Source organism: Streptomyces sp. NPDC059866, assembly GCF_042731325.1.
Classification (GTDB): Bacteria; Actinomycetota; Actinomycetes; order Streptomycetales; family Streptomycetaceae; genus Streptomyces; species Streptomyces flavusporus.
Genome location: NZ_JBHWJT010000037.1, coordinates 44,540 through 64,543, shown reverse-complemented (window position 1 = coordinate 64,543; position 20,004 = coordinate 44,540). Strand labels below are relative to the sequence as shown.

Here is a 20,004-nt window from a genome sequence, read left to right as displayed (position 1 = left end):
CCCCAGCAGACCATGGTCGGCCTCTACCCGGACAACCGCCGCGTCCGCCCCACCGGCCGGATGATCCTCTACCACCTCGGCGAACTCACCTTGCGCATCGGCACCATCACCGACCCGCCGATGGTGCAGATCACCCGGGGCGTCCAGCTCCACCTCCTTGAACTCCTAAGCATCGAAGTCACCCGAACTCACCGGCCACGGACATGAATCGGCGACCTGAACAGCACCGGGCCAGACGCCCCCGCTGCGTCACACGGCCGAACCGTCCCCTCCGTTCCCAAGCTCGCCTAATGTGCCCGCATGACCTCGACAGAGACGTCCTCGCTGGTGCTGCACGGCAGACGCCGTGCCTCCGCCCGGCTGCAGGACGGGGCGGTGCTGCTGGAGACGGACGGCGTGCGGCGCCGGATACCGGTGACGGCGATTGAACGAGTCGACGTTCACGGCGCCAAGGGCCGACAGCTGACCGTCGTACTGACGGGCGACGAGCCCGTGGCCTACCACCTCAGGTGCCGCAGTGCCCCTGCCGTGCACGAGTTCGCGCAGGCCGTCCGCCGTGCACTGCTCATACGGGACGCCGACGAGCCGCGGCCCAACGGGGCGGAGCTGGTGACCGAGAAGCCGCTGGAGCGGGCGGCACCGAACCGGGCCCGTCTGCTCAGGTGGGGCCTCGGGGGCGGCTATGTGCTGGTGCTCGTCCTGCTGCTGGTGAAGGGCGCTTTTTCCGGGGTGGCCCCGGTGGTCCTCTGGACGGTGGCCCCCCTCCTGATCGCCGGCGGGGTGGCGGGCGTGCAAGCCGGGGGGCAGGTGTTCCGGGAACCCTGGGTGCTGCGTACCCGGGGGATCACCGTCGAGGGAGAACTACAGGGGACCCACTGGCACGAGGGTGGCAAGCAGTATTACTACGCGTACGTCGACAGTCACGGCGTACGGCGTGAGTGCAAGAGCTCGGACGGAGGTGCCGAGCGGGCCGAGATCACGTACGACCCCGTGAACCCCGATACCGCCATGGTCGGTCGTCGTACGACGGGATGGCTCGTGTTCGGTGCGGTACTCATTCTGCTGATGGGCTCTGTGCTGCTGGCCGGTGTCGCGTTCGCGGTGGTGGGGGTGGTGGCGCTGGCCATCTGATCCTCTGCCAGGAGACCGCAGGAGATGCCCTCCGGACTCTCTGCTGTGGGGTGGCGGCCAGATCATCCGAATCAGTGACCTGCGAAGTACGGGTCTAGCTGCCGTGGTCGGGCTCATGGTCGGGCCGACCACACCCCCTTCACCCCCAGAGCGCACCGGTTGCGCAACCCGACTGCGCAACCGGCGCGCAGCCCCGGACAGGCGGTGCGCAATCGGGCTGCGCAACCAACCGAGGATCCTGCGCAGTCGCGTTGCGCGGCGCGGCTGCGCAGTCGGCCCGAGGATTCCTGATCTTCCGGTGCGCAGGACCGGGTGACGCACTGCGCAGGCGCCCCTCGAGGGTCCGGGCGGCTGCCGTCTGCGCATCGGGGGCGGGCTCGTTGGCCGAGCGCCACGTGGTCGCCCGGCGGCCGCCGCCCCGACGCCGTGGGCCGGACGCGATGTCCTGTCCTCGTCTCACGCCGGCCCGTGGTCGGGCCTGTGGTCGGGCCGACCACAACCCCGACCACGGACTTCGTGTCCCCATCGTGACCTTGGTCGGCCTCTCGTGGTCGGTGGTCGGGTCGGGGTCGGCGGGTTTTCTCGAGGTCAGCAACATCCGTTCTGACCTGGGAGTTTGACCATGTCCCCTGGCAAGCAGGCCTCGGAACGCGAGGCTGCTGCTCCGATGGCGGCGGGCGCCCGGCTGGAGGCGATGCGGCGCCGCGTCCGCCTCTCGCGTGTAGCGGTCTGGACCGTGATCGCGGCCGGCCCCATCGCCCTGGGCGTCGCCGTCGCCTCCACCCCGACCACGGTCCAAGCGGCTAGCCCGGCCAAGCCCACCGCCGTGCGCACCACGGCAGGGGCCGCCGACCCGGGCGGCTATGCGCAACTGTTCGTCAGCACGTGGTTGCGCAGCAGCGCGGACGATGCGACAAGTGCGCAGGCGCGGCTTGCGCAGTCGATGGCGCCGGGCGTCGAACTGCCCGACCCAGCCTCCGATGCGCAGTCGCGGCCTGCGTCCGTGACGGCGGTGCGCAGTGCGCAGCGCGACGGCGGCGCATGGGCGGTGACGGTGGCTGCGCAGTACGCCGACGGATCGGTGCGCTACTACGCCGTGCCCGTGGCCGCCGACGAGGCGGGCGCCTCGTTCGCCGTGACCGGTGCGCCGGGCGTGGTGGCCGGCCCGGCCCGGGCCGAGGTGCCGAAGTCGCCGTACGGCGTGACCGTCCTGGAGGGCGATCTGTCCTCCGCCGTCGGGGAGTTCCTCGCCGCCTACCTGACCGGTGCCGGAGAGGTGGACCGCTACCTCGCGCCCGGCGTGCAGCTCACCGCCGTCTCCCCCGCCCCGTACACGGCGGTCACGGTGCAGCAGGTGTCCGCGGTCGAGGAGGCCGCGGCCGCCGAGCAGGTGCCGGCCGACGGCACGGCGGTGCGTGTCCTCGTCCGGGTGGAAGCCCGGGACGCCGGCGGCCGGTGGCCGCTGGCGTACGAGCTCACGCTCACGGCCCGCTCGGGCCGGTGGGAAGTCGCGGCGCTGGAGTCCGGAACCGCCCCGGACGGGGGTGCCCGGTGAACACCGTGAACAGCCTGATGCTCGCCGGGCAGCTGGACGACCTCGGCGACTCGTGGATCAACATGTTCCAGGACTGGGCGACCAAGGGCCTGCAGGCCGGTCTGCTCGTGCTCGTCGTCGTCATCATGATCCAAAAGTTCAGCCTCAAGGCCGGGATCGGCGCCCTGCTGCTGATGATCATCGCGCTGGGGTTGTACAACTCCCGCGAGGACCCCTCGGACATGTTCGAGGACGAGGTCAACAACCCCGCCAAGGGCGCGCCCGCTGTCCCCGGCATCGTGCACAGTTCTGATCCCGTCGTACGGGAGTACTCCGCCGGCACGGGAGGCTGGCTGTGAGCGCGGCCGCGGCGGGTCGGGTGAGCCGCTTCTACACCGCCGCCCGCCGGCATCCCTGGTGCTGGGCAAGGTCGCCGACTGGAAGATCCCCCTCGGCCCCTACACCCCCGCGCAGATCGCCCTCGCCGTCGGCGGCGGCTTCCTTCTGGTCAAGACCATCAGCTGGTGGTCGGTGCTGGGGCCGATCCCCATCACGGCCTGGCTGCTGGCGATCTGGGCGGTGCGCCGTCCGAAGATCCGAGGCCATGCGCCGGTGCAGGCCGCTTTGGGCTGGGTGCTGCTCGGCTGGCAGCCGAAAGGAGGGCGGATCGGCGGGCGTGCCGCCCGCGACCGCGCTCCCCGCCCGCTGCTCGGCGGCTTCACCATCGAGGGCGCGCCCGCGGCGGTCCCCGCTGCGAAGGCCACACCATCCCCTGCAGCTCAGCGGCGTGCCCCTCGGGCGCCGCACCCCAGCCCGGCCGCAACTCGCTCGTCCACCCGCCACCGCACGGAGCCGGCTGCTGGCGCGGTGCCGGTGGGGCCGGTGTCGGGTGTGCAGCAGCTGCTCGCGCTCGCCGCGCAGGGCGGGGATGCGCGGTGAGGGTTCCGACCCGTCACATCGCCGGGCACCTGGTGTGGTCGACCCAGGGCAGCGTGTGGGCCGTCTACCGCCTGCACCCCGGCCCGGACACGCAGGGACAGCACGAGGAGACCGTCCAGGGCACCTACGTGCCCGCCGCGGTCCACGACGAACAACTCACCAAGGTCACACATTTGGTGCGGTCGTTGTCCGGGGCACCGCGACTGTTCGGTCTGTGCGCGCAGGTCGATCCCGGCGAGATCGCCCTGCGCATGATCGAGGGCATCGAGCCGGCCGACACGGCACCGGATGCGGGCCCGCACCCGTGGGTGGAGAACGTCGAGGCGACCCTGGACCTGCTGGACGGCCAGGAGATGCACCGCCGCACCCTGTGGCTGGCGGTTCCGCTGCAGACCGAGACCGCCGGTCTGCAGGTGTCGGCCTCCCTCGGCGCGGCCTGGGCGGAGCTTGCCCCGATGCTGGGCATGCACCCGGCCCCGGTGGCCCGACGCGAGGTGAGCGCCTACCGCGAGCAGGCCTTGCGGGTGGAGGCCGCGCTCGCCGGCGGTATCGCCTTCTGTCCGGCCCGCCCGGCGGAGATCGTGTGGATGGTCCAGCACGCCCTGCACCGCGGCCTTGCCGAGCCGCTGCTGGCGGATGCCGAAACCAGCGAGCTGTACGGCGGGTACCTCCGTGACGGTGTGCTGCGCTCCCCCAGCTACGCCGACCTCGGCCAAGTCCGCCTGCAGGAAGGCGGCATCGACCCCGACCTGGACGACACGGGCGAGCTCAAGAGCGCGGGCCGGATCACGCGGTCGGGCCGCACCGCCTGGTGGCGGCTGAACACCGGCTCGCCGCTCGGGCGGCGCTGGCTGCAGGTCGAGTCCGACGCCGGCGTGGGCTATCAGGCGCAGCTCGCTTTGGCCGAGTGCCCGCCCGCGGTCAGCCAGGACGCCGCCGACCTGTTCGCCCAGCTGGAAACTCTCGACTTCCCCGTCGACTACACCGTCGACCTCACCCTCGTGCCCGCAGAGAAGGCCCGCGACCAGGTGCGACGCAAGAAGAACGAACTCATCGACCAGGCCGACCAGTACGACGCCCGCCCCACCGGCATGCCCGCCTCGCTGACCGAGGCCGCCCGCGACCTGGCGAGCTGGACGCCCGCCTTGCGCGCACGTCGGTCGAGGTCGAGGTGCAGTCCGTCACCGTCCTGACCGTGTGGGGGCCGACCGCCGCCGTCTGCGACGCCCGGGCCCGCGCGCTGGCCGCCCTGCTCGGCGGCGCCGACTACCGGGCCGTGCGCCCGGCCGGCCTGCAGCAGGCCCTGTTCACCCTGGGCCTGCCCGGCACCGTACGGCCCGGCGTGGTGCGGGAGTTCACCCAGCACCAGATCTCCGAGGACTGGGCGTTGGGCGGCGCCTTCACCACCGCGGAGGTCGGCGACCCGAACGGGATGTTCCTCGGCATCGACCTGGACAGCGGCACCACCCGCCCCGTGATGATCAACGTGGCGGACGCGCCCAAGGTGGACGCGTCCGCCTCCATGGGCATCGTCGGGGACCTGGGAGCGGGCAAGAGCGTCCTGCAGAAGCTCATCGCCGAGGCGGTGTGGGCGCGCGGCGGCTGCGCGATCTGCATCGACCGCACCCCCGTCCGCGAGTGGGCCACCTTCGCCCGGATTGCCGCCCAGGGCCGCGTCCAGATCATCGACGCCGCACGCGCCGAGGTGTCCATCGACCCGCTGCGCATGTTCGACGGCCCCGCAGGCCGCCACTACGCCCTGTCCTACCTCACCCTGCAGCTCGGCATCGGCCCGATGAGCACCAGCGGCGAGGTCCTGCACCACGCCGTCGAGCAGGCCGCCGCCAGCGACGCCCCGTCCATGCACCGCGTGCTTCAGGTCCTTCAGGAGATGGCCCTACGGGAGGTGGGCAAGCGGCAGGACGCGGCCGCCAGCCTCGCCGGCCTCGTCCGCGTGGTGGCCACCAACTCCCTGGCGGCGATGGTGTTCGACCCCACACTGCCGCCGGTGCAGCTGGATGCCTCCAGCGCCTCCGACATGATCGTGATCACGACGGCAGGTCTGAAGCTGCCGCCGAAGGCCGCGTTCGACAATCCGGAGGTCCTGCACCAGCAGCCGCTGGAGGCGCTGATCGGACGCGCCGTGCTGTATCTGATCGCTGCGATCGCCCGGCAGAGAGCGTTCGAGGACGCCGGGCGGTTCACCGCGGTGGTCGCGGACGAGCTGTACTGGCTCACCTCGTCGGCCGAGGGCACCGCCCTGGTCCACGAGATCCTCCACGACGGCCGCAAGCACGGCGCCGGCCTCATCGCCGGATCCCACGACGCCGCCGAACTCGGCCCCGACCGCGGCCTGATGGCCTACCGCGCACTCGCCCGCACCGCGGACCGTGAACGCGCCCGCCGTGGTCTGGAGTTCGTCGGCCTCGACCCGAACGACGGCGAGCTGCTACGGCTGGTGACCACCGGCTTGTCCCCCGTCGGCCGCAAGGGCCGCGAGGGCGAGTTCCTGCTGACCTGCCCGCGGCAGAACACCGGTCGCATCAAGGTCTCCATCCCCCGCATCGAGCGCATCACCACGTCCATCACCACCACACCAGGACGCCGCACGAGCGCTGCCTCGCCTTCCGTGCCTGAGCCGCTCGCCGGTGAGACCGCGGGGCCCGTCCGAAGGAACACATCTGATGACCTCTTCCATCTGGGACCGCTCCCGACGCCTTGCCGCGGCCGCGACTGGTCTCACCGTGATCGCCGTCGTGGTCGCCGTGGCGCGCGCCCAGGAGCCATCGGGGTGCAGCAGCCACACGGTGCGGGTGTCGCCGTCCTCGCGGTACCGGTAGTCGATGTCCGGGACCTGAAGGGCAAGCATCGACATGACACCCCAGGAATCCTGCGGATTCAGCAGGGGGTACCGGCAGGTCGCCACCTCCTCCCCCTCCTGTTCCATCGCCACGTCCCAGACGTCGCTGGCCGGGTCGTCGTAGTCCTCGCCGTGGCGGGTGCGCATGAAGCCGGCCGCATCGGGCTCGATACGGCCCACGGCGCCGCCGGTCTCCGTCTTGTCCGCGGTGAGGATCAGCCCCGTCCCCGCGATGGTGGTCACCAGCCGCCCGCCCGGCCGCAGGGCGTCCAACCACGAGACGGGCACCGGCCGCACGGACACCGTGGACACGATCCGGTCGTACCGGCCGGGCAGGTCCCCGGTGATGTCGCCGACGGACACACTCGGGCGCAGGCCGATCGCCTCCAGCCGCTCGACCGCGGTCTTCACCAGGTACGGATCCACGTCCACGCTCGTCACCAACGCGTCGCCGAGCCGCCGGCACAGCAGGGCCGTGCCGTAGCCGGTGCCGGTCGTCACGAGCACCCGGGAGCCGTCGGTGATCATCGCGTGCCGGTACATCGTCACCACCAGCCCCGGCAGCGTCGACGACGACGTGGGCAGCCCCTCCGTAACCCGGGCACCCGCGACGGCCTGGTCGGCGTGCGCGGCCCCGACGCGGGTCACGAGCGTCCGGTCCGCGTAGGCGCTCTCCATCCACGCCTCAGGATCGGCCGCGCCATCGCGCAGCTCCCAGCCCGCGCCGCGGCCCTCCCACCAGCGGGGCACGAACACATGCCGGGGCGTGACGGGGAGGAGCAGCCGGTCACGCCCGCAGGAGAAGCACCAAGAGCAGTGTCAGTCCTCCGAGCACTGTGAAGAGAACGGTGAGATATGGCCACGCCCGGCGACGGCGTGGTGGATCCGCTCCAGGAGAGCGATGATCACTCGAATGAGAGCCCTGCTGGCCGGAGGCGGCAGCTTCACCAGTTCCCCCGCCAGGTTGCGAGCTGCCTTGAACAGTGGGGACAGGTGCTCTGACCGCGATGGGGTCTGGAAACCGCCCGCTCGGGGCGGGCGCTCCTCCCTTCCTCAGCTGGAGACGGGCTTGTTCCCGCAACCGCATCGGTTCACCGGCAGAAACGTCGCTGAGGAAGAACCGCAGGGTGGGAACCACCCGGAAGGTCGCGCTGTCCTCGGCGTAGAACCTTGTCAAGGTCGGCACGAGTGACGGGTGGAGATGGTGGAAGAGGCCCTGCCCCAGCACGGCGTCGGGGCGCTGCTGGCATACGATGCCTTCGATCAGCCGGATGGGACGGCCGAACTCGTCGAGTGCCGTATCACCCGGTCGGTCGACGTCCGCCGCGAGCAGCGGCACCGAACGATAAGCGCACCACAGCTCAGTGCCGTCCGGGCTGGAACAGGGCCGAAGGTAGACGCAGTCAGGGTCGACGTTCCCGTTCGCAGCGGCGCTCAGATCGGCGGCCTGCCCGCTGTGCAGCAGGAAGTCCGGTGCGGCGACCAGCCGGTAGTCGGTACGCATGGCTCGAGTTATGGCGAAAGGCCATGCCTGCGCTGATGTCGTCATGGTCACGCCCTGTTCGATAGTTGGGACCCGGGGTGCGCGCGCTCGAAGTCCGCGAGGAGTAACTCGAATGCTTCGACGAGGTGCTTCATGGCTTCCCGGTTGCTGGCGATCTTCTCCGCTTCGGCTCGATGCCTGGCCCGGTCGACCTCCAGGCGGCCTTCGTACACGTTGAGCCGCGAATCGGCCCAGTTGCTGAAGCTGTCGAGGATTCCCTCACCCAGTCCCGCGAGCGCTGGACTGGCAACGGCGCGCTTGAGCAACACCTTCTTCGCCACGGGGAACAGGCCGGAGATGCCCCGGAGTCTGGCGAGGAGGCGGCCGCGCTGCTCCAACTCCTCGTCCGGAGCGGGATCGAGCAGCAGCTGTGAGGCCTGCTCGAAAAGGTCGGGAAGCACCGCCGCGAAAGGGATCTCGACGTTGAGCGGGTGCGGCCTCGCCCCGGGACGTTTGACCATCTGCCCGTCGGGGCCGCGATCGGCGAAACCGAGGCCGACGGAGCTGACGGGGAACAGGCGGATCGCTCCGGCGCGTTCATTCATGCGGGCGTGGTGATCGACGAAGCCGCTGAGATCCGGGTGGTCAAGCAGGCTGCTCGCCACCTCCTTCAGGGTATGGGTGTCGTGCAGCAGGTCCCACTTGGTGATCACGAAGTGGATGACCGCCGTACTGTCCTGCAACTGGTTGAAGACCGGGACGAGTTCGTCGACCAGCCGTGAGTCGCCTTCCAGGTAGTTCACGACCTTCATTCCGTCGAGGAAGACGAGAAGCACGTTCGCCTTGCGCAGGCGGTCCTCAATGTCGTCGGCAGCAGTCGCACCGTCTTCGTAGACGTCGGTGAGAAGGCCTCCGCCGTAGTCGACGTACTTGATCGCGAACGGGCTGAAGACGCCGTGCGGTGAGCGGACGCTGCAGGTGAAGGCCAGTTCCTGCACTCGGTCGAGAATGGTCCCTCCGGGCCATGCTCCGGGGCGGGTGATCTCTCCGTAGGTGTGGTTGAGCAGCTTGGCCGACGAGAAGTCGGTCTGGACGAAGAAGCCCACCGCCTCGCGGTTGACGGCGAGGCGCCGGAACAAGCTCGCCAGGTAGACGGTTTTGCCGGAGCCGCTGGGACCCACGACCGTGACACTGTAGGAGTCCACGCATTCCCCCTGCCTTGATGACCGGTTTTCCGCATCGGCGACCCCGAAAAAGGACTGCAGGCCTCGGGAGCGCAGCCGAAGTAACTCGTCTCTTCAGAAAGACGCTCATGAAGACACCGCGGACCTTGCCCCAGCAAGGCCGCAGGACAATCGATCCCCCTGCGCACGTGCCGTCTCGGCCACCTGATGGCAGGTCCATTCCAGCAAAGGCGCACCCCGCTCCGAGGACTCTCTGTCCAGATTCCGCAGGCAGCAGGAGTGCGCGGAGCACGACCGGAGCGTGTGCCACCGACTCGCGCCCCCGGCACGCCAGGCCGCACGCCCCGTAACACCAGGACGCTCGGAGAGGCCCGACACTCCAAGCCTGCCGTATGCACCAGGACCAGACCACGCGCTCCCACCACCAGCAGGGCGACCTGGCCGGGTACTCCCGTACTCGGCGACGTACGCCACCTCCGGTGCCGCAACCCAGGCACGCCGGTGCGGCCGTCCGGCAGATGCAGGAGCTTGGCGTAGCGGGCGGTGCCGTCGACCAGGGTGCCGACGGCCGAGAAGTCGCCTGGCCGAGAGGTCACCTTCCCAGTACCGGCCACCTGGCGGTCGGCGACCTCGGCCGACCACCGGCTGATCAGCAGCCCCAGGTCAATGAAGCAGGCGGCACGCCGATCCACGCGCGCCGACGGCGCCGGGCGCGGCGACCCGTCCTCAGCACACCCGCCTTACGGGCCAGGCCGAGATGCGGCAGGTAGAACCCGCTGCCGAGCCGCGAGACCTGTCCACGTCTCCGGCACCGACCTTGACGACCGGGAGCCGCCGATCGAGGCGGACCTGAGCGCGCCGGTGCTGTAGCTGAACCCGGAGGCGGAGATGCCGGCCGGCACGACGATAGCCCAGGCCGGTCATGGAAGGCCCCGCCCATCTGCCAGGGGGGAAGCAGACAAGCGGGACTGTATAGGGAGCGCCCGAAGCCCCGGTTCAGAGCGTGCGGATTGTGGACCCGGCCTCACGGCACGCTGCCCAGTCTCGGGCCGCAGCAGTGAGCGCAGCACGGTGAGGCAGCGGGCGCATACGCTCCCATTCCTCCCACGCGGCGTAGACGGTGCGCGCAAAGACGGTCACGGTCGCCGGGTCAGCCGCGCGGTAGGCGGGAACTTGTCGGGCGATCGCCTCGACCTGCTCGGGGCGGGCTCGGGGCCAGAGTTCTGGGACCCGTCCCGCCGGAGTCTTGCGGTACTCCGACGGGAGGGGCGTTTCGTGGTGCGACCCTGACCCTGCGGTCGCCGTGGGCCCCTCCCCGGGGTGGGTGCCGCGTCAGTGACGGCGTGGCGCGTTCGCGCAGCGGCAGTGGATCCGGCCGGCCCGTGCCACGCCGCCGGAGGGGCTGACCTGGTCGTACGGCACCCAAGCATCACCCGCCTCGATCGGCTTGTCGCAGGCCAGGCACATCACCAGGCCGGTCAGCGCGTCGTAGTGGTCACACCGGGCCACGACGGACCGGGCCAGCCGCTTCACGCGTTCGACCTCGCCGTACAGGCCAGCGGCCCCCTCCTCCCCCAGGCGTCGGCAGGCCTCGCCGACACCGGCCAGCGCCACCCTCGCGGGAACGTCATCCGGGGGCAGAACGTCGGCGAGCTGCCCGATCCGCGGGATCAGCTGCCCCAGGTAGCCGCAGAAGTCCTGACCGAAACCCTTCACGGTCTGATGGCGCAGCAGGGTGCGCTGATCGAGGAACCAGGTTGCCTGGGCGCGCATCAGCCCGGTGGACGGCGCGGGGCTTCGATCTCGTCTCGGGTGGCGTTCACCTGACAGCACCCGCCTCGCGGTGGACCGGGCAAGCGCAGGGCCCGAGTTGGGTACTCATCAGTTCGAGGGCGGCTCGTATCCGTACGGCACGCTGACCGTGGCGCGCGGCGGGCTCACCACCACCCCGTCCCGGCTGACCGTGTACACCTCGATCGTCATCTTCGCCCCCCGTGTTCGGTCCGGGGTCGGCGCTGTAGCTTTCATGATGTCGGCGCTCCCTCGAAGCGTTGGCCACGCCCCGGGACCGTTAGCGCGGTCGCCGGGGTCTGTTCCGTCAACGAGACGACGTGAAGCGAGCTCTGGCAGAGCACGACTTCGCCGCGGCCTTCTCGCTCATCAAGAAGTGGGGCGGCCTGTCGCAGAACCGCATCGCAGCGGCCTGCCAGCTCACACCCGGCAAGGTCTCGACGATCATCAGCGGCCAGCAGCAGGTCACCAGCTTCGAGGTGATCTGCCGCATTGCCGACGGGCTGCGCATCCCCGGGCGCCTGGTCGGGCTCGCCGACCGCTCCTGGGAGAGACAGCCCGACACCCCTGACCCGCCCACCACACCGCTGGACACACGGTCATCCGATGATGCGCACTGGCGCCCCACCGCGACCGTTCAGCTGGCGACCGACATGACCAGGAGCGATTTCGTGATGGATCGCCGCGCCGCGACCCGCGCCATGGTCGGCGCTGCCATGTCCGGCGCTGCGCTGCTCGACTCACTGGAGGGCTGGCTTCAGCCTGCGCCAACCGCGGAGGCCACCCATCGGCGTGGCCGCGTCGGGCAGCGAGAGGTCAAGGAACTGGAAGCGACAGCACGAGCCTTCCGCGCCTGGGACCACCGCTTCGGCGGAGGCCTGCGCCGCAAGGCTGTCGTTGGGCAGCTCAACGAGGTTGCCGGTCACCTCGAAGATCACCAGGAACCGGCCGTCGAGCAAGGGCTGTTCAGGGTGATGGCGTTCCTCGGGGGCACGGCCGCAACGATGGCCTGGGACTCGGGCCTTCAGAAGCAGGCCCAGGCCTACTACATGCTGGCGCTGCGCGCGGCTCACGCCGGCGGCGATGCCGCATTCGGTGCCAACGTACTGGCGGGCATGGCGCGGCAGATGCTCTACCGGGACCGGCCGCAGGACGCGCTGGAACTCGTGCACCTGGCTCAAAAGGGCGCCCGCAAGGCCGCGGGGCCGCGTGTGCTCGCCATGCTCCATACCCGGGAGGCGTGGGCGTACGCCGCCATGGGCCGGGCCGCGGCATTCCGGCCACCGGCGAGGCTGCCGAGGCCCTCGCTGAGGCAGGGGCAGGCGAAGAACCATACTGGATCACATACTTCGACGAGGCAGAGCTGGCAGGCGTTACCGGCGGTCGCCTGCTGGACATGGCACGCAGCGAACCGCAGCACGCGGAGGCCGCCGAGGCGAACATCCGCAGCGCGCTCACGACCCGCGGCGCCGAAGCCGGACGCAGCCACGCCCTCGACCTGATCGGGCTGGCGGAGTGCCACTTCCTGATGGGTGACATTGCGGGTGGGGTCGAGCAGACCCACCGCGCCGTCGACGCCGCCGCCCGCACCCGGTCCGTCCGCGTCCGCGCCCAGCTGGGACAGTTGTATCCGTACACGGTGGGTCGGCCGACATCGCGTACGGTCGGCGAAGCGCGAGCACGGATCCGCGAACTGCTGTCGAGCTGAAGGAGCGACGTGACCACGATCGCCGTGACCGGCCACATGGACCTGACCGACGCCAGTGTCCCGTTGGTGCGCGAAGCCCTGCGGGAGGCACTCCGGCCGTACGCCGACGACCTGACCGGTGTCTCATGCATCGCCAAGGGATCGGACTCCCTCTTCGCCGAAGCCGTGCTTGAGCTGGGCGGGCGCCTGGTCGTGGTGATCCCCTCGAAGGACTACCGGCAGAACAAGGTCAAGCCAGACCACGCCGAGACGTTCGACCGGCTCACGCAGGCAGCCGACGAGGTGGTTGTACTCGACCACGAGACCGCGAACCGGTCGGCGTACGAAGACGCCAACAGCCACCTCCTCAAGCATGCCGACCGCCTCGTCGCCGTCTGGAACGGCCAGCCCCCCTCGGGCAAGGGCGGCGGCACCGCGGACACGGCGCTCGAAGCACACGAAGCCAGCCTTCCCGTCGACGTCGTTTGGCCGAACGGAGCCGCCCGGCGCGGCTGAGTCACCGGACGAGACCGATACCGCGGCCCCGGCCCCGCTCGCGGATGATCGCACCCCTCTCCTCGCACAGCACCAACTGGTAGTGCATGGACACGAGGCTGCGCATGCCCACCCGCAAGCCGACGTAGGCTCGGTAAAGCCATGAGACGGTCACGGCATACAATCTTGAATCAACGCCCAGCTTCTCCAGAGCAATGGCGGTCTCGGATAGCCAAGCGCATGAGGCATGATTCACGGGCACTTCGGGCTGGCGACGTCGGCGGCGTAGGCGGCCCAGTCCCCGGCTGGCGCTTGCTGCCACTGAGTGAAGGATGACGCCACTGCCGTGCCCCTGCGGCAAGACCGGTAACCGCGTGCCCTCCGCGTCCTCGCCGGGCTGTGAGACAGCACGGCAGCGCGGGAACGGGTGCGGCGGGAAACCGTCGGCCCAACTCGACGCGCCCAAGGCGCGCGCGGGCGGCCCGTGCGCTGGGGTTCGCAACCGCATGCTGCTCTCTGCGCAGGACCAGCCGCTCAACGCGGGTTCTCGCGGGCATCCGGCGTGGCATCGTGGATGCGTGATCCGGCCGCGGCGCCGGGGCGGCTCCCTGGACATCGCCCGACGGAGGTGGCATGGACAAGCTCTGGGAAGCGGCCGGCACCAAGCTCGCCGACCGCTGGGCGGCTGTGTCCGGGCCGGCCCTGGTCTTCTGGATCGGGGGGCTGCTCGCGTACGCGCACGACCGTCACGGCGTCCGTCCACTCACGGACTGGCTGGCCCGCCAGAAGTCACCCGTCCAACTATTGGCCGTTGCTCTGGCCCTGGTTGTCGTGGCGGCATCGGCTCTGGCAGTTCAGCAGTTCGTCACGCCCACGCTGCGGCTGCTGGAAGGCTACTGGCCCCGTTGGCTGGGTTTCCTGCGCAAGCGACTCATCGCCCGGCTCCACGCCAAGGACAAGGCGGACAAGGCGGAATGGCAGCAGCTGGAACCGCTCGTCACACCCCCGGGCGCCACACCCGACGCGGAGACCCTGCGCCGCTACGCCGAGATCGACAGGCGACGTCAGCTACGTCCCTTCAAATCCGCCGCGCTCATGCCCACGCGGGTCGGAAACGTGCTGCACGCCGCGGAGTCACGGCCTGGCGCCAAGTACGGGTTGGACGCGGTCACCGTCTGGCCGCGTCTGTGGCTCCTGCTGCCGGAGACGACGCGCAAGGAGCTGGAGGCTGCCCGCCGGGCACTGGACCGGGGCGTCGCCACCTCCCTGTGGGGGCTGCTCTTCCTCGTCTTCAGTCCCTGGTCTCTGTGGGCTGTGCCGATCGGCCTTGCCACCGCCGCCGGTGCCGTCCTGTTGATCACGCCGAGTCGTGCGGAGGTCTACGGGCAGCTCGTCGAAGCCGCCTTCGATGTGCACCGTACCGTGCTCTACGAGCATCTGCGCTGGCCGCTGCCCGAGCACCCCCGCGACGAGCTGGCTCAAGGGGCGAAACTGACGTCGTATCTCAGCGGCGGGTCGGACGCCGTCCATCCCCGCTTCGTGCCTCCCCCACCAGTTGAGCCGAGGTAAGCGATGGAGCGGACCCTGCAGGTCACTGCGGAATGCCCGCGTTGCCGACGTGAGATGATGCTGGAACTCCGTGTGATCCGCAACCTCGCGCGGGAACCGGAGCTGGTGTCCGAAATACGGCAGGGCACAGTGTTCACCTTCGTCTGCGGGTACTGCCATACCGAGGTCGAGGTTGCGCATGGGCTCCTCGTCTACCACCCGGCGCACCTGCCGGTCATGTTGTTCGTCCCGCCCCCGGGCGTCGACCGACACGAAGCGCAATGGCTCGCCGGGGACTTGGCGCGGGTGGTGCGGGCGGAGGAGGGACTGACCGAGCCACCGCATATCGGTTCGGGCGACCTCTCCGCCATCACGCCCGTCGTCGAGCGATGGATGTCCGACACGGCACCCGGCGTCACGGACGGGGCACTGTCGTCCGACGAGGATGCCGGGCCCGAGCCCGACCAGAGCACTCCTGGCGACGACTTCCAGGGCCTGCTCGCCGACATTCGGCGTCGGCTCGCGTCGGCGGCCGGACACACCCAGCGGATCACCGCGGCGGAGACCGCCATCGCGGAGCTGACCAGTGCGTATGGCCAGCATGACGTTGCGGCCGACCAGACCATTGAGCGTCTGCTGCCGATGCTGCAGGACATGAGAGTGCTCTATATCCTCTCCCGCATCGAAGAGTTGATCGACCCGGAGTCCGGTGTACGCCGCGAGCGGGTGCAGGAGGCGCTCATGCTCGCGACGGCGCTGGACGAGGAGGCCGAGGGCACGCATCAGGCCAAGGCACGTGTCTACCGAGCCGCGGCAGAATTCCAGCTGGGCCTGCTGTCCGGTGCCCGGGACCATACCGCTGCCATCCATCTCGCCGAGCAGGCCGTCACCGTGCTGCGCACCAGCGGCGATGACCAGTGGCTGGCCATCGGCCTGAACAGCCTCGCCCGGATCCACCACCAGCAGCACTTCAACGACGACACCGGTCGGCACGTCGAGGAGTCGGTCGTGCTTCTGAACGAGGCGCTCGAACGCGCCCCGGCCGACCGCCCGGTCCTGCGTGCGGGCATCCTGATCAATCTGGAGATGGCCTACGACGACCGCCTCGAAGGCGATCCCGCGGAGAACGACGCCCGCAGTCTCCGATGCGCCGACGCCGCCCTGACCCTGGTCGATCGCGACCACCATCCGCATCTGCGGGCACTCGTGCACAACAACCGGGGCATGCACTACCTGCGCTCCGAACACGGGGACCGTTTCGCCAACATCGAGCGGGCGAAGAAGGAATTCGAAGATGCCTCAACCATGCTGCGGGCGGACACCGCGCCGACCGAGTGGGCGACGCTCCAGAAGAACCTCGGCGTCTGCCTGCAGCAACGGGCAGCGGGCAACCGAGCCGACAACCTGGAACAGGCGCTTACCCACTTCGGCAACGCGTTGTCGGTAACAGGGCCCCAGGACGACTCACCCACGTGGATCCAGGCACAGCTCGGGTACGCGGTCTGCTTGATGGAACGGCGCGTGGAGCCCGTGGAGCAGTTCGAGAGCCAGGCCGTCGCCATGATCGACGAGTTGCTGGCGCACACCACGGAGACTGGGGACGAACGCGTCTCGGCCGAGTGCCACTACCATCTGGGCACCCTGTACGCGGGGAAGACGGACCGCGGAGCACCGGAGTACGCCGAGCGGGCGATCGAGCATCTCACCAAGGCGAGCACCCACTTCACCCGGGAACGCGACCCGTTGTTCTGGGGAGTGATCCACTCCCAGATCTCCCTGGTCCGGGCGAAAGCAGTGGTGCCCGACGTCACCGCGGCCATCGCCGACGCCGAGAGCGCGATCACCGCCATCGACAGGAACATCCACCCGTTCGAATGGGGGGTGGCGCACCTCAACCTGGCCGTCGTCCACCAGCTCAGCGGCGATCCGGACCGGGCGATCGTGCACGCGAACCTGGCGCTGGAGACACTCACCCCCGACAACGCCCCCCACTACTGCGTGCGGACGGCTGGCATCGTCGGCGAGTGCCACGCTGCCGCAGGGCGGTGGCCGCAGGCAGCCGAAGGGTACGCCACCGCTGCCGGTGCCCTGGCCGTCACCTACGACGAGGCCGTGAGCGGCTCGGGGCGGACCGCGGTCCTCGACAGGGCCAGCGCGGTGTACACGTCCTACACGTTCGCTCTCGCCCGCTGCGGCAACCTCTCCTCAGCGGTGGAGAGCGCCGAAGCCGGCCGGTCGTTCGCCCTGCGAGAAGCACTGGCGCTCGACCCCACGACGGTCGACGCCGACATCGACCGTACGACGGCGGAGTACCGCGACTACCAGGATGCCTTCGCCAAGCTGCGTGCCGCCGAGGCGGCCGTGCTAGGTCCGCGCCCCACGCACGCGCGGGTCACCGCACAGCAGGCCCGAGTCGCCGACGAGCACCGGCGTGCCGAACTCGAAGCGGCCCGGCACGAGACGGCGCGGGCCCGCGCCCTGCTGATCCGTCCCCGCCGGGCCGACTTCGACGCCATCTGCGCCTACGCGACGGGAAACGACGCTCTGTGTTATCTACTCACCTCGCCTTGGGGCACATCCCTGCTGACCGTGCTCCCCACCGAAGGCCGAGTCGAGGAGCACAGTGATCCGCTGACGCACGAGGCATTGGCGGCGCTGGTCTTCCCGACCCGCAAGGACAAGGACGGGGAACGCAGCGGGCTGCTGCTCGGCACGATGTCGGGTGGGGACACCGCGCAGCACGCCATCCGCACCTTCGCGTCCGCACCGGTCACGTCGTGGCTGCGTGACCGCCTCCGCGGTCGGCCGCGCGTCACCGTCGTCCCCATGGGTTGGTGGAGCCTGGTCCCACTGAGCATCGTCGTGCCCGACAGCACAGCCCTGACGCATGCGGCGTCCGCCGAGATCCTCCACCGCTGTCAGGTCAGAGCGAGGGCGTACGCTCAACGGGCGGCCGGTGTACTCGCGTACGCCGAGCCCAGCCTGCCGCTGGCCAGGCCGGAGGTAGAGGCCGTACTCGCGGTGTTCGACGACGGGACCGCAGTGCCGGCGCAGCCTGGCGCCAAGGACGAACTCGCCGCGCATATAGAGGGCTTCAACCACCTCCATCTCGCCACCCACGGGGTCTACCGACTACAAGAGCCCATGGAGTCGTCGATCCTCGTCGGCAGCCAGCCGCTGTTCATACGGGAATTGATTACCCATCAGGTACTTAAAGGTGTCAGGCTCGCGTTCCTGTCGGCCTGCCAGAGCGGCGTGACCGACATCCTCACCCGGCGTGACGAAGTGATCGGGCTGCCCTCGGCCTGCATCCAGAGCGGAGCGAGCGGGGTGGTGGCGACCCTGTGGCCAGTGGACGACGCCGCCACGTTCTTGTTCGTCCGCAAGTTCTACACCGCCTATGCGGCTTCTGCCGGCGATCCGGCAAAAGCCTTGGCCATCGCGCGTACCCATCTGCGCGAACTCACCGCTGGAGAGATCCTTGAAGAACTGCAGGAGCTTCCCCCGTCCCTTGGCTCCCTCCGGCTACGGCGCCGGGGATACACACCCTTCAGCGACCCCGTCTTCTGGGCACCTTTCGTCTTCTTCGGTGCCTGAGGAGTGAGTACGATGACAGACAACGAGACTGACCTCCACAAGGCCGCCCGCATCGTGCTCCCGCACCTCGAAGAACTCCTCGACGCGGCCGCAGCGCAGAAGCTGCGCGCCGCGCTGGATGCAGCCGACGACGACACAATCGTACGGCTGGCCGAGTCGGCGCCCGCCGTCGGCGACTGGCTGGCCGACTACCTCGACGCCACCGCGTCGGACCTGCGCGCGTACGACCCGCTCGCCGGCGATGCCCAGCCCGTCGCACCATCGGCCGTCTTCCGCTGCCCCCTGGGAACCCTTGTCTGGTACCGCCGCTTCGTCGGCGAGACCCCGCCGCGCTGCCCCACGCACGACGTCGATCTGGTCCGCGTCGAGGACGAGCCCCCGGCTCCGTGAGCGCAGAGGCCGGAGCCCTGTGCGCGGTTGTCGGGCCCGGACCCGGTTGTCCACTCGGCAGGGTGGTCCGACGAGGCGCATAGGGTGTCCGCGGCGAGGAACAGCGAGTGACAAGGGTGCGCGGGTGGTCGAAGCCCAGGGTGCTCTCTTGGCGGTCCAGGAGCTCTTCGAGCTTCGCGCTCGCAGTCTCGAGGTCCCGAGTTGGCGGGCGAGATCGCTCTGAGTGCGGAGAACGTTGGCCGAGTATGCGCAGGCTGCGTCCGTGGACGCGGTCCTGTCACGGAGAGGCACTGTGATCAGGGCTGGCGTTCGGCGAGGTGGCGCTGGAGGTCGGGGTGGCGGAACTGGTATACCGCCCCTACCTGCCGCAGGACGCCTTGCTGCCGGTGCGCGTCGGCGAGGAAGTCCATCAAGCGCCATGGCACCCGTCCGAGCGCCGCCAGCCCGAGCCGCACCATGGTGAACTGGCCCCATGCCGAGTCGGCGAGAGCGATATGGAGTCCGATCGGCCCCACCACCATGACCACGTATAGCGGCCCCCACCTCTTCAGCGCACGTCTCACTCGGCGATCATCCGATATCTCGCACGGCTTTACCGTGATTTGACGCTGTCGGCGGCGTCAGGCCGGTGACGGTGACCGGCGGGCTCCGGGATGGCGGCGCGAGTTGACGTGACTGCGCCCTGACGCCCTGCTGTAGTTCGAGGATCTGGACTTCCAGGTCGGCGATGCGTTTCTCAGCGAAGCGATTGTTGGAGCGGGCGCCTTCCAGCCGCTCTTGCAGTGAACGGTGTTCGCGGGCGAGCTGCTGAACACGCCGCCGCTTGAGGCTGGTGTTCTCGGTGGTGAGGACCCGGACGGCCTCGCCAGGGACCATCTGCTCACACCTTTGCAGACTCACCGTTGCTGTGGTTGCGCAGAGTGACGGGCTGAGTGAGTGAACAGTCCGCGTCGGTTGGTGGTGAGGACTGCTGTGCGCGGGCTGCGGGTGAGTGGGCTATGCGTAGAACGGACAACGGACAGAATTGAAGGCCCCTCATAACCAGGCCAAAGGGATGGACTACCTGGGCAGACGCGCCCGCGGCGCCTGACCATGCTGCGACGGCTCGGTCCTCCATAGTGGTAGTGGAGTACGCGCGGGTTCCCATCGGGCGCTCGGTGGACGTGAACCTGCATCTCAGCTGGTAGATCGCCCTATTGGCTTGTTCCACTCTTTGGCATGAGATCTCCGCAGTAACTCGCGGATTCTGCGAGTGATCGCCGTAATCTGCGGCTTGGTGTCAGATTCCGAAACCCGCGTGCTGACGCTCGTGCGCCCGGGGCCGGAGCCGGCCGTGCCGGTAGACCCTGCGTCTGCCGAAAACCT

At 69.7% G+C, this 20,004-nt stretch carries 16 protein-coding genes and 2 pseudogenes; 12 read left to right on the top strand and 6 right to left on the bottom strand.

What is annotated here, in order from left to right:
* The 6 genes and pseudogenes from ACFV7R_RS38660 to ACFV7R_RS38635 all read left to right on the top strand — a co-directional run.
* Positions 1 to 207 (top strand): hypothetical protein (locus ACFV7R_RS38660; RefSeq protein WP_385272757.1); only part of this gene is annotated, 207 nt, incomplete at its 5' end.
* A gap of 93 nt (positions 208 to 300) precedes the next feature.
* Positions 301 to 1,131 (top strand): hypothetical protein, encoded by an 831-nt coding sequence (locus tag ACFV7R_RS38655; RefSeq protein ID WP_385272754.1) that lies wholly within the window; start codon positions 301 to 303, stop codon positions 1,129 to 1,131.
* A gap of 622 nt (positions 1,132 to 1,753) precedes the next feature.
* Entirely contained in the window at positions 1,754 to 2,686 is a 933-nt protein-coding gene (locus ACFV7R_RS38650; protein ID WP_385272751.1) for a conjugal transfer protein, read from the top strand.
* Positions 2,683 to 3,024, top strand: a complete 342-nt coding sequence (locus ACFV7R_RS38645; protein ID WP_385272748.1) for a hypothetical protein — start codon at positions 2,683 to 2,685, stop codon at positions 3,022 to 3,024. Before ACFV7R_RS38650 ends, ACFV7R_RS38645 begins: the two co-directional genes overlap by 4 nt.
* Before the next feature lie 58 nt (positions 3,025 to 3,082).
* Positions 3,083 to 3,604 carry a hypothetical protein gene (locus ACFV7R_RS38640; RefSeq protein ID WP_385272745.1) on the top strand — a complete coding sequence of 174 codons (522 nt, stop codon included), beginning with the start codon at positions 3,083 to 3,085 and terminating at the stop codon, positions 3,602 to 3,604.
* A pseudogene (locus ACFV7R_RS38635) lies at positions 3,592 to 6,289 on the top strand (ATP-binding protein); the annotation flags it as partial. The gene ACFV7R_RS38640 and the pseudogene ACFV7R_RS38635, both read left to right, overlap by 13 nt.
* 463 nt (positions 6,290 to 6,752) lie before the next feature.
* On the opposite strand, the pseudogene ACFV7R_RS38630 reads toward ACFV7R_RS38635, so the two are convergent.
* The 4 genes and pseudogenes from ACFV7R_RS38630 to ACFV7R_RS38615 all read right to left on the bottom strand — a co-directional run.
* Positions 6,753 to 6,992: pseudogene (locus ACFV7R_RS38630) on the bottom strand (methyltransferase domain-containing protein); the annotation flags it as partial.
* 259 nt (positions 6,993 to 7,251) lie between these two features.
* The gene (locus tag ACFV7R_RS38625; RefSeq protein ID WP_385272742.1) at positions 7,252 to 7,968 is read right to left on the bottom strand and encodes a hypothetical protein; all 717 of its coding nucleotides are present in this window, start codon (positions 7,966 to 7,968) and stop codon (positions 7,252 to 7,254) included.
* Between the two features lie 47 nt (positions 7,969 to 8,015).
* The gene (locus ACFV7R_RS38620) at positions 8,016 to 8,945 is read right to left on the bottom strand and encodes a hypothetical protein (RefSeq protein WP_385272739.1); all 930 of its coding nucleotides are present in this window, start codon (positions 8,943 to 8,945) and stop codon (positions 8,016 to 8,018) included.
* Between the two features lie 1,518 nt (positions 8,946 to 10,463).
* The gene (locus ACFV7R_RS38615; RefSeq protein WP_385272736.1) at positions 10,464 to 10,904 is read right to left on the bottom strand and encodes a DUF6415 family natural product biosynthesis protein; all 441 of its coding nucleotides are present in this window, start codon (positions 10,902 to 10,904) and stop codon (positions 10,464 to 10,466) included.
* Between the two features lie 338 nt (positions 10,905 to 11,242).
* Between ACFV7R_RS38615 and ACFV7R_RS38610 the strand changes: the two genes are divergently transcribed.
* The 6 genes from ACFV7R_RS38610 to ACFV7R_RS38585 all read left to right on the top strand — a co-directional run bounded on the left by ACFV7R_RS38610 (position 11,243) and on the right by ACFV7R_RS38585 (position 18,639).
* Positions 11,243 to 12,424 carry a helix-turn-helix domain-containing protein gene (locus ACFV7R_RS38610; RefSeq protein WP_385272733.1) on the top strand — a complete coding sequence of 394 codons (1,182 nt, stop codon included), beginning with the start codon at positions 11,243 to 11,245 and terminating at the stop codon, positions 12,422 to 12,424.
* A 26-nt stretch (positions 12,425 to 12,450) separates the two neighbouring features.
* On the top strand, positions 12,451 to 12,630 hold the full coding sequence (locus ACFV7R_RS38605) for a hypothetical protein (RefSeq protein WP_385272730.1): 180 nt from the start codon (positions 12,451 to 12,453) through the stop codon (positions 12,628 to 12,630).
* Positions 12,631 to 12,639: 9 nt separating this feature from the next.
* Positions 12,640 to 13,125, top strand: coding sequence for a hypothetical protein (locus tag ACFV7R_RS38600; RefSeq protein WP_385272727.1), 486 nt, complete (start codon positions 12,640 to 12,642; stop codon positions 13,123 to 13,125).
* 612 nt (positions 13,126 to 13,737) lie between these two features.
* A complete protein-coding gene (locus ACFV7R_RS38595) occupies positions 13,738 to 14,673 on the top strand; it encodes a hypothetical protein (protein ID WP_385272724.1) in 936 nt (311 codons plus the stop codon).
* 3 nt (positions 14,674 to 14,676) lie between these two features.
* Positions 14,677 to 18,249: a CHAT domain-containing protein gene (locus tag ACFV7R_RS38590; RefSeq protein ID WP_385272721.1), complete on the top strand. Its 3,573-nt coding sequence runs from the start codon at positions 14,677 to 14,679 to the stop codon at positions 18,247 to 18,249.
* Positions 18,250 to 18,261: 12 nt separating this feature from the next.
* Complete coding sequence (locus ACFV7R_RS38585) at positions 18,262 to 18,639, top strand: hypothetical protein (protein ID WP_385272718.1); 378 nt, start codon at positions 18,262 to 18,264, stop codon at positions 18,637 to 18,639.
* Between the two features lie 296 nt (positions 18,640 to 18,935).
* Here ACFV7R_RS38585 and ACFV7R_RS38580 read toward each other — a convergent pair whose 3' ends face one another.
* Positions 18,936 to 19,202 carry a hypothetical protein gene (locus tag ACFV7R_RS38580; RefSeq protein WP_385272715.1) on the bottom strand — a complete coding sequence of 89 codons (267 nt, stop codon included), beginning with the start codon at positions 19,200 to 19,202 and terminating at the stop codon, positions 18,936 to 18,938.
* Positions 19,203 to 19,209: 7 nt separating this feature from the next.
* Entirely contained in the window at positions 19,210 to 19,515 is a 306-nt protein-coding gene (locus tag ACFV7R_RS38575) for a hypothetical protein (protein WP_385272712.1), read from the bottom strand.
* Positions 19,516 to 20,004: the final 489 nt, after the last annotated feature.

What these genes read in the sequence shown, in the direction of transcription:
- ACFV7R_RS38605 (WP_385272730.1), top strand. Translation starts at nt 12,451, where the DNA reads ATGGGTGACATTGCGGGTGGGGTCGAGCAGACCCACCGCGCCGTCGAC.
- ACFV7R_RS38625 (WP_385272742.1), bottom strand. Translation starts at nt 7,968, where the DNA reads ATGCGTACCGACTACCGGCTGGTCGCCGCACCGGACTTCCTGCTGCAC.
- ACFV7R_RS38655 (WP_385272754.1), top strand. Translation starts at nt 301, where the DNA reads ATGACCTCGACAGAGACGTCCTCGCTGGTGCTGCACGGCAGACGCCGT.
- ACFV7R_RS38615 (WP_385272736.1), bottom strand. Translation starts at nt 10,904, where the DNA reads ATGCGCGCCCAGGCAACCTGGTTCCTCGATCAGCGCACCCTGCTGCGC.
- ACFV7R_RS38575 (WP_385272712.1), bottom strand. Translation starts at nt 19,515, where the DNA reads ATGGTCCCTGGCGAGGCCGTCCGGGTCCTCACCACCGAGAACACCAGC.
- ACFV7R_RS38650 (WP_385272751.1), top strand. Translation starts at nt 1,754, where the DNA reads ATGTCCCCTGGCAAGCAGGCCTCGGAACGCGAGGCTGCTGCTCCGATG.
- ACFV7R_RS38590 (WP_385272721.1), top strand. Translation starts at nt 14,677, where the DNA reads ATGGAGCGGACCCTGCAGGTCACTGCGGAATGCCCGCGTTGCCGACGT.
- ACFV7R_RS38585 (WP_385272718.1), top strand. Translation starts at nt 18,262, where the DNA reads ATGACAGACAACGAGACTGACCTCCACAAGGCCGCCCGCATCGTGCTC.
- ACFV7R_RS38595 (WP_385272724.1), top strand. Translation starts at nt 13,738, where the DNA reads ATGGACAAGCTCTGGGAAGCGGCCGGCACCAAGCTCGCCGACCGCTGG.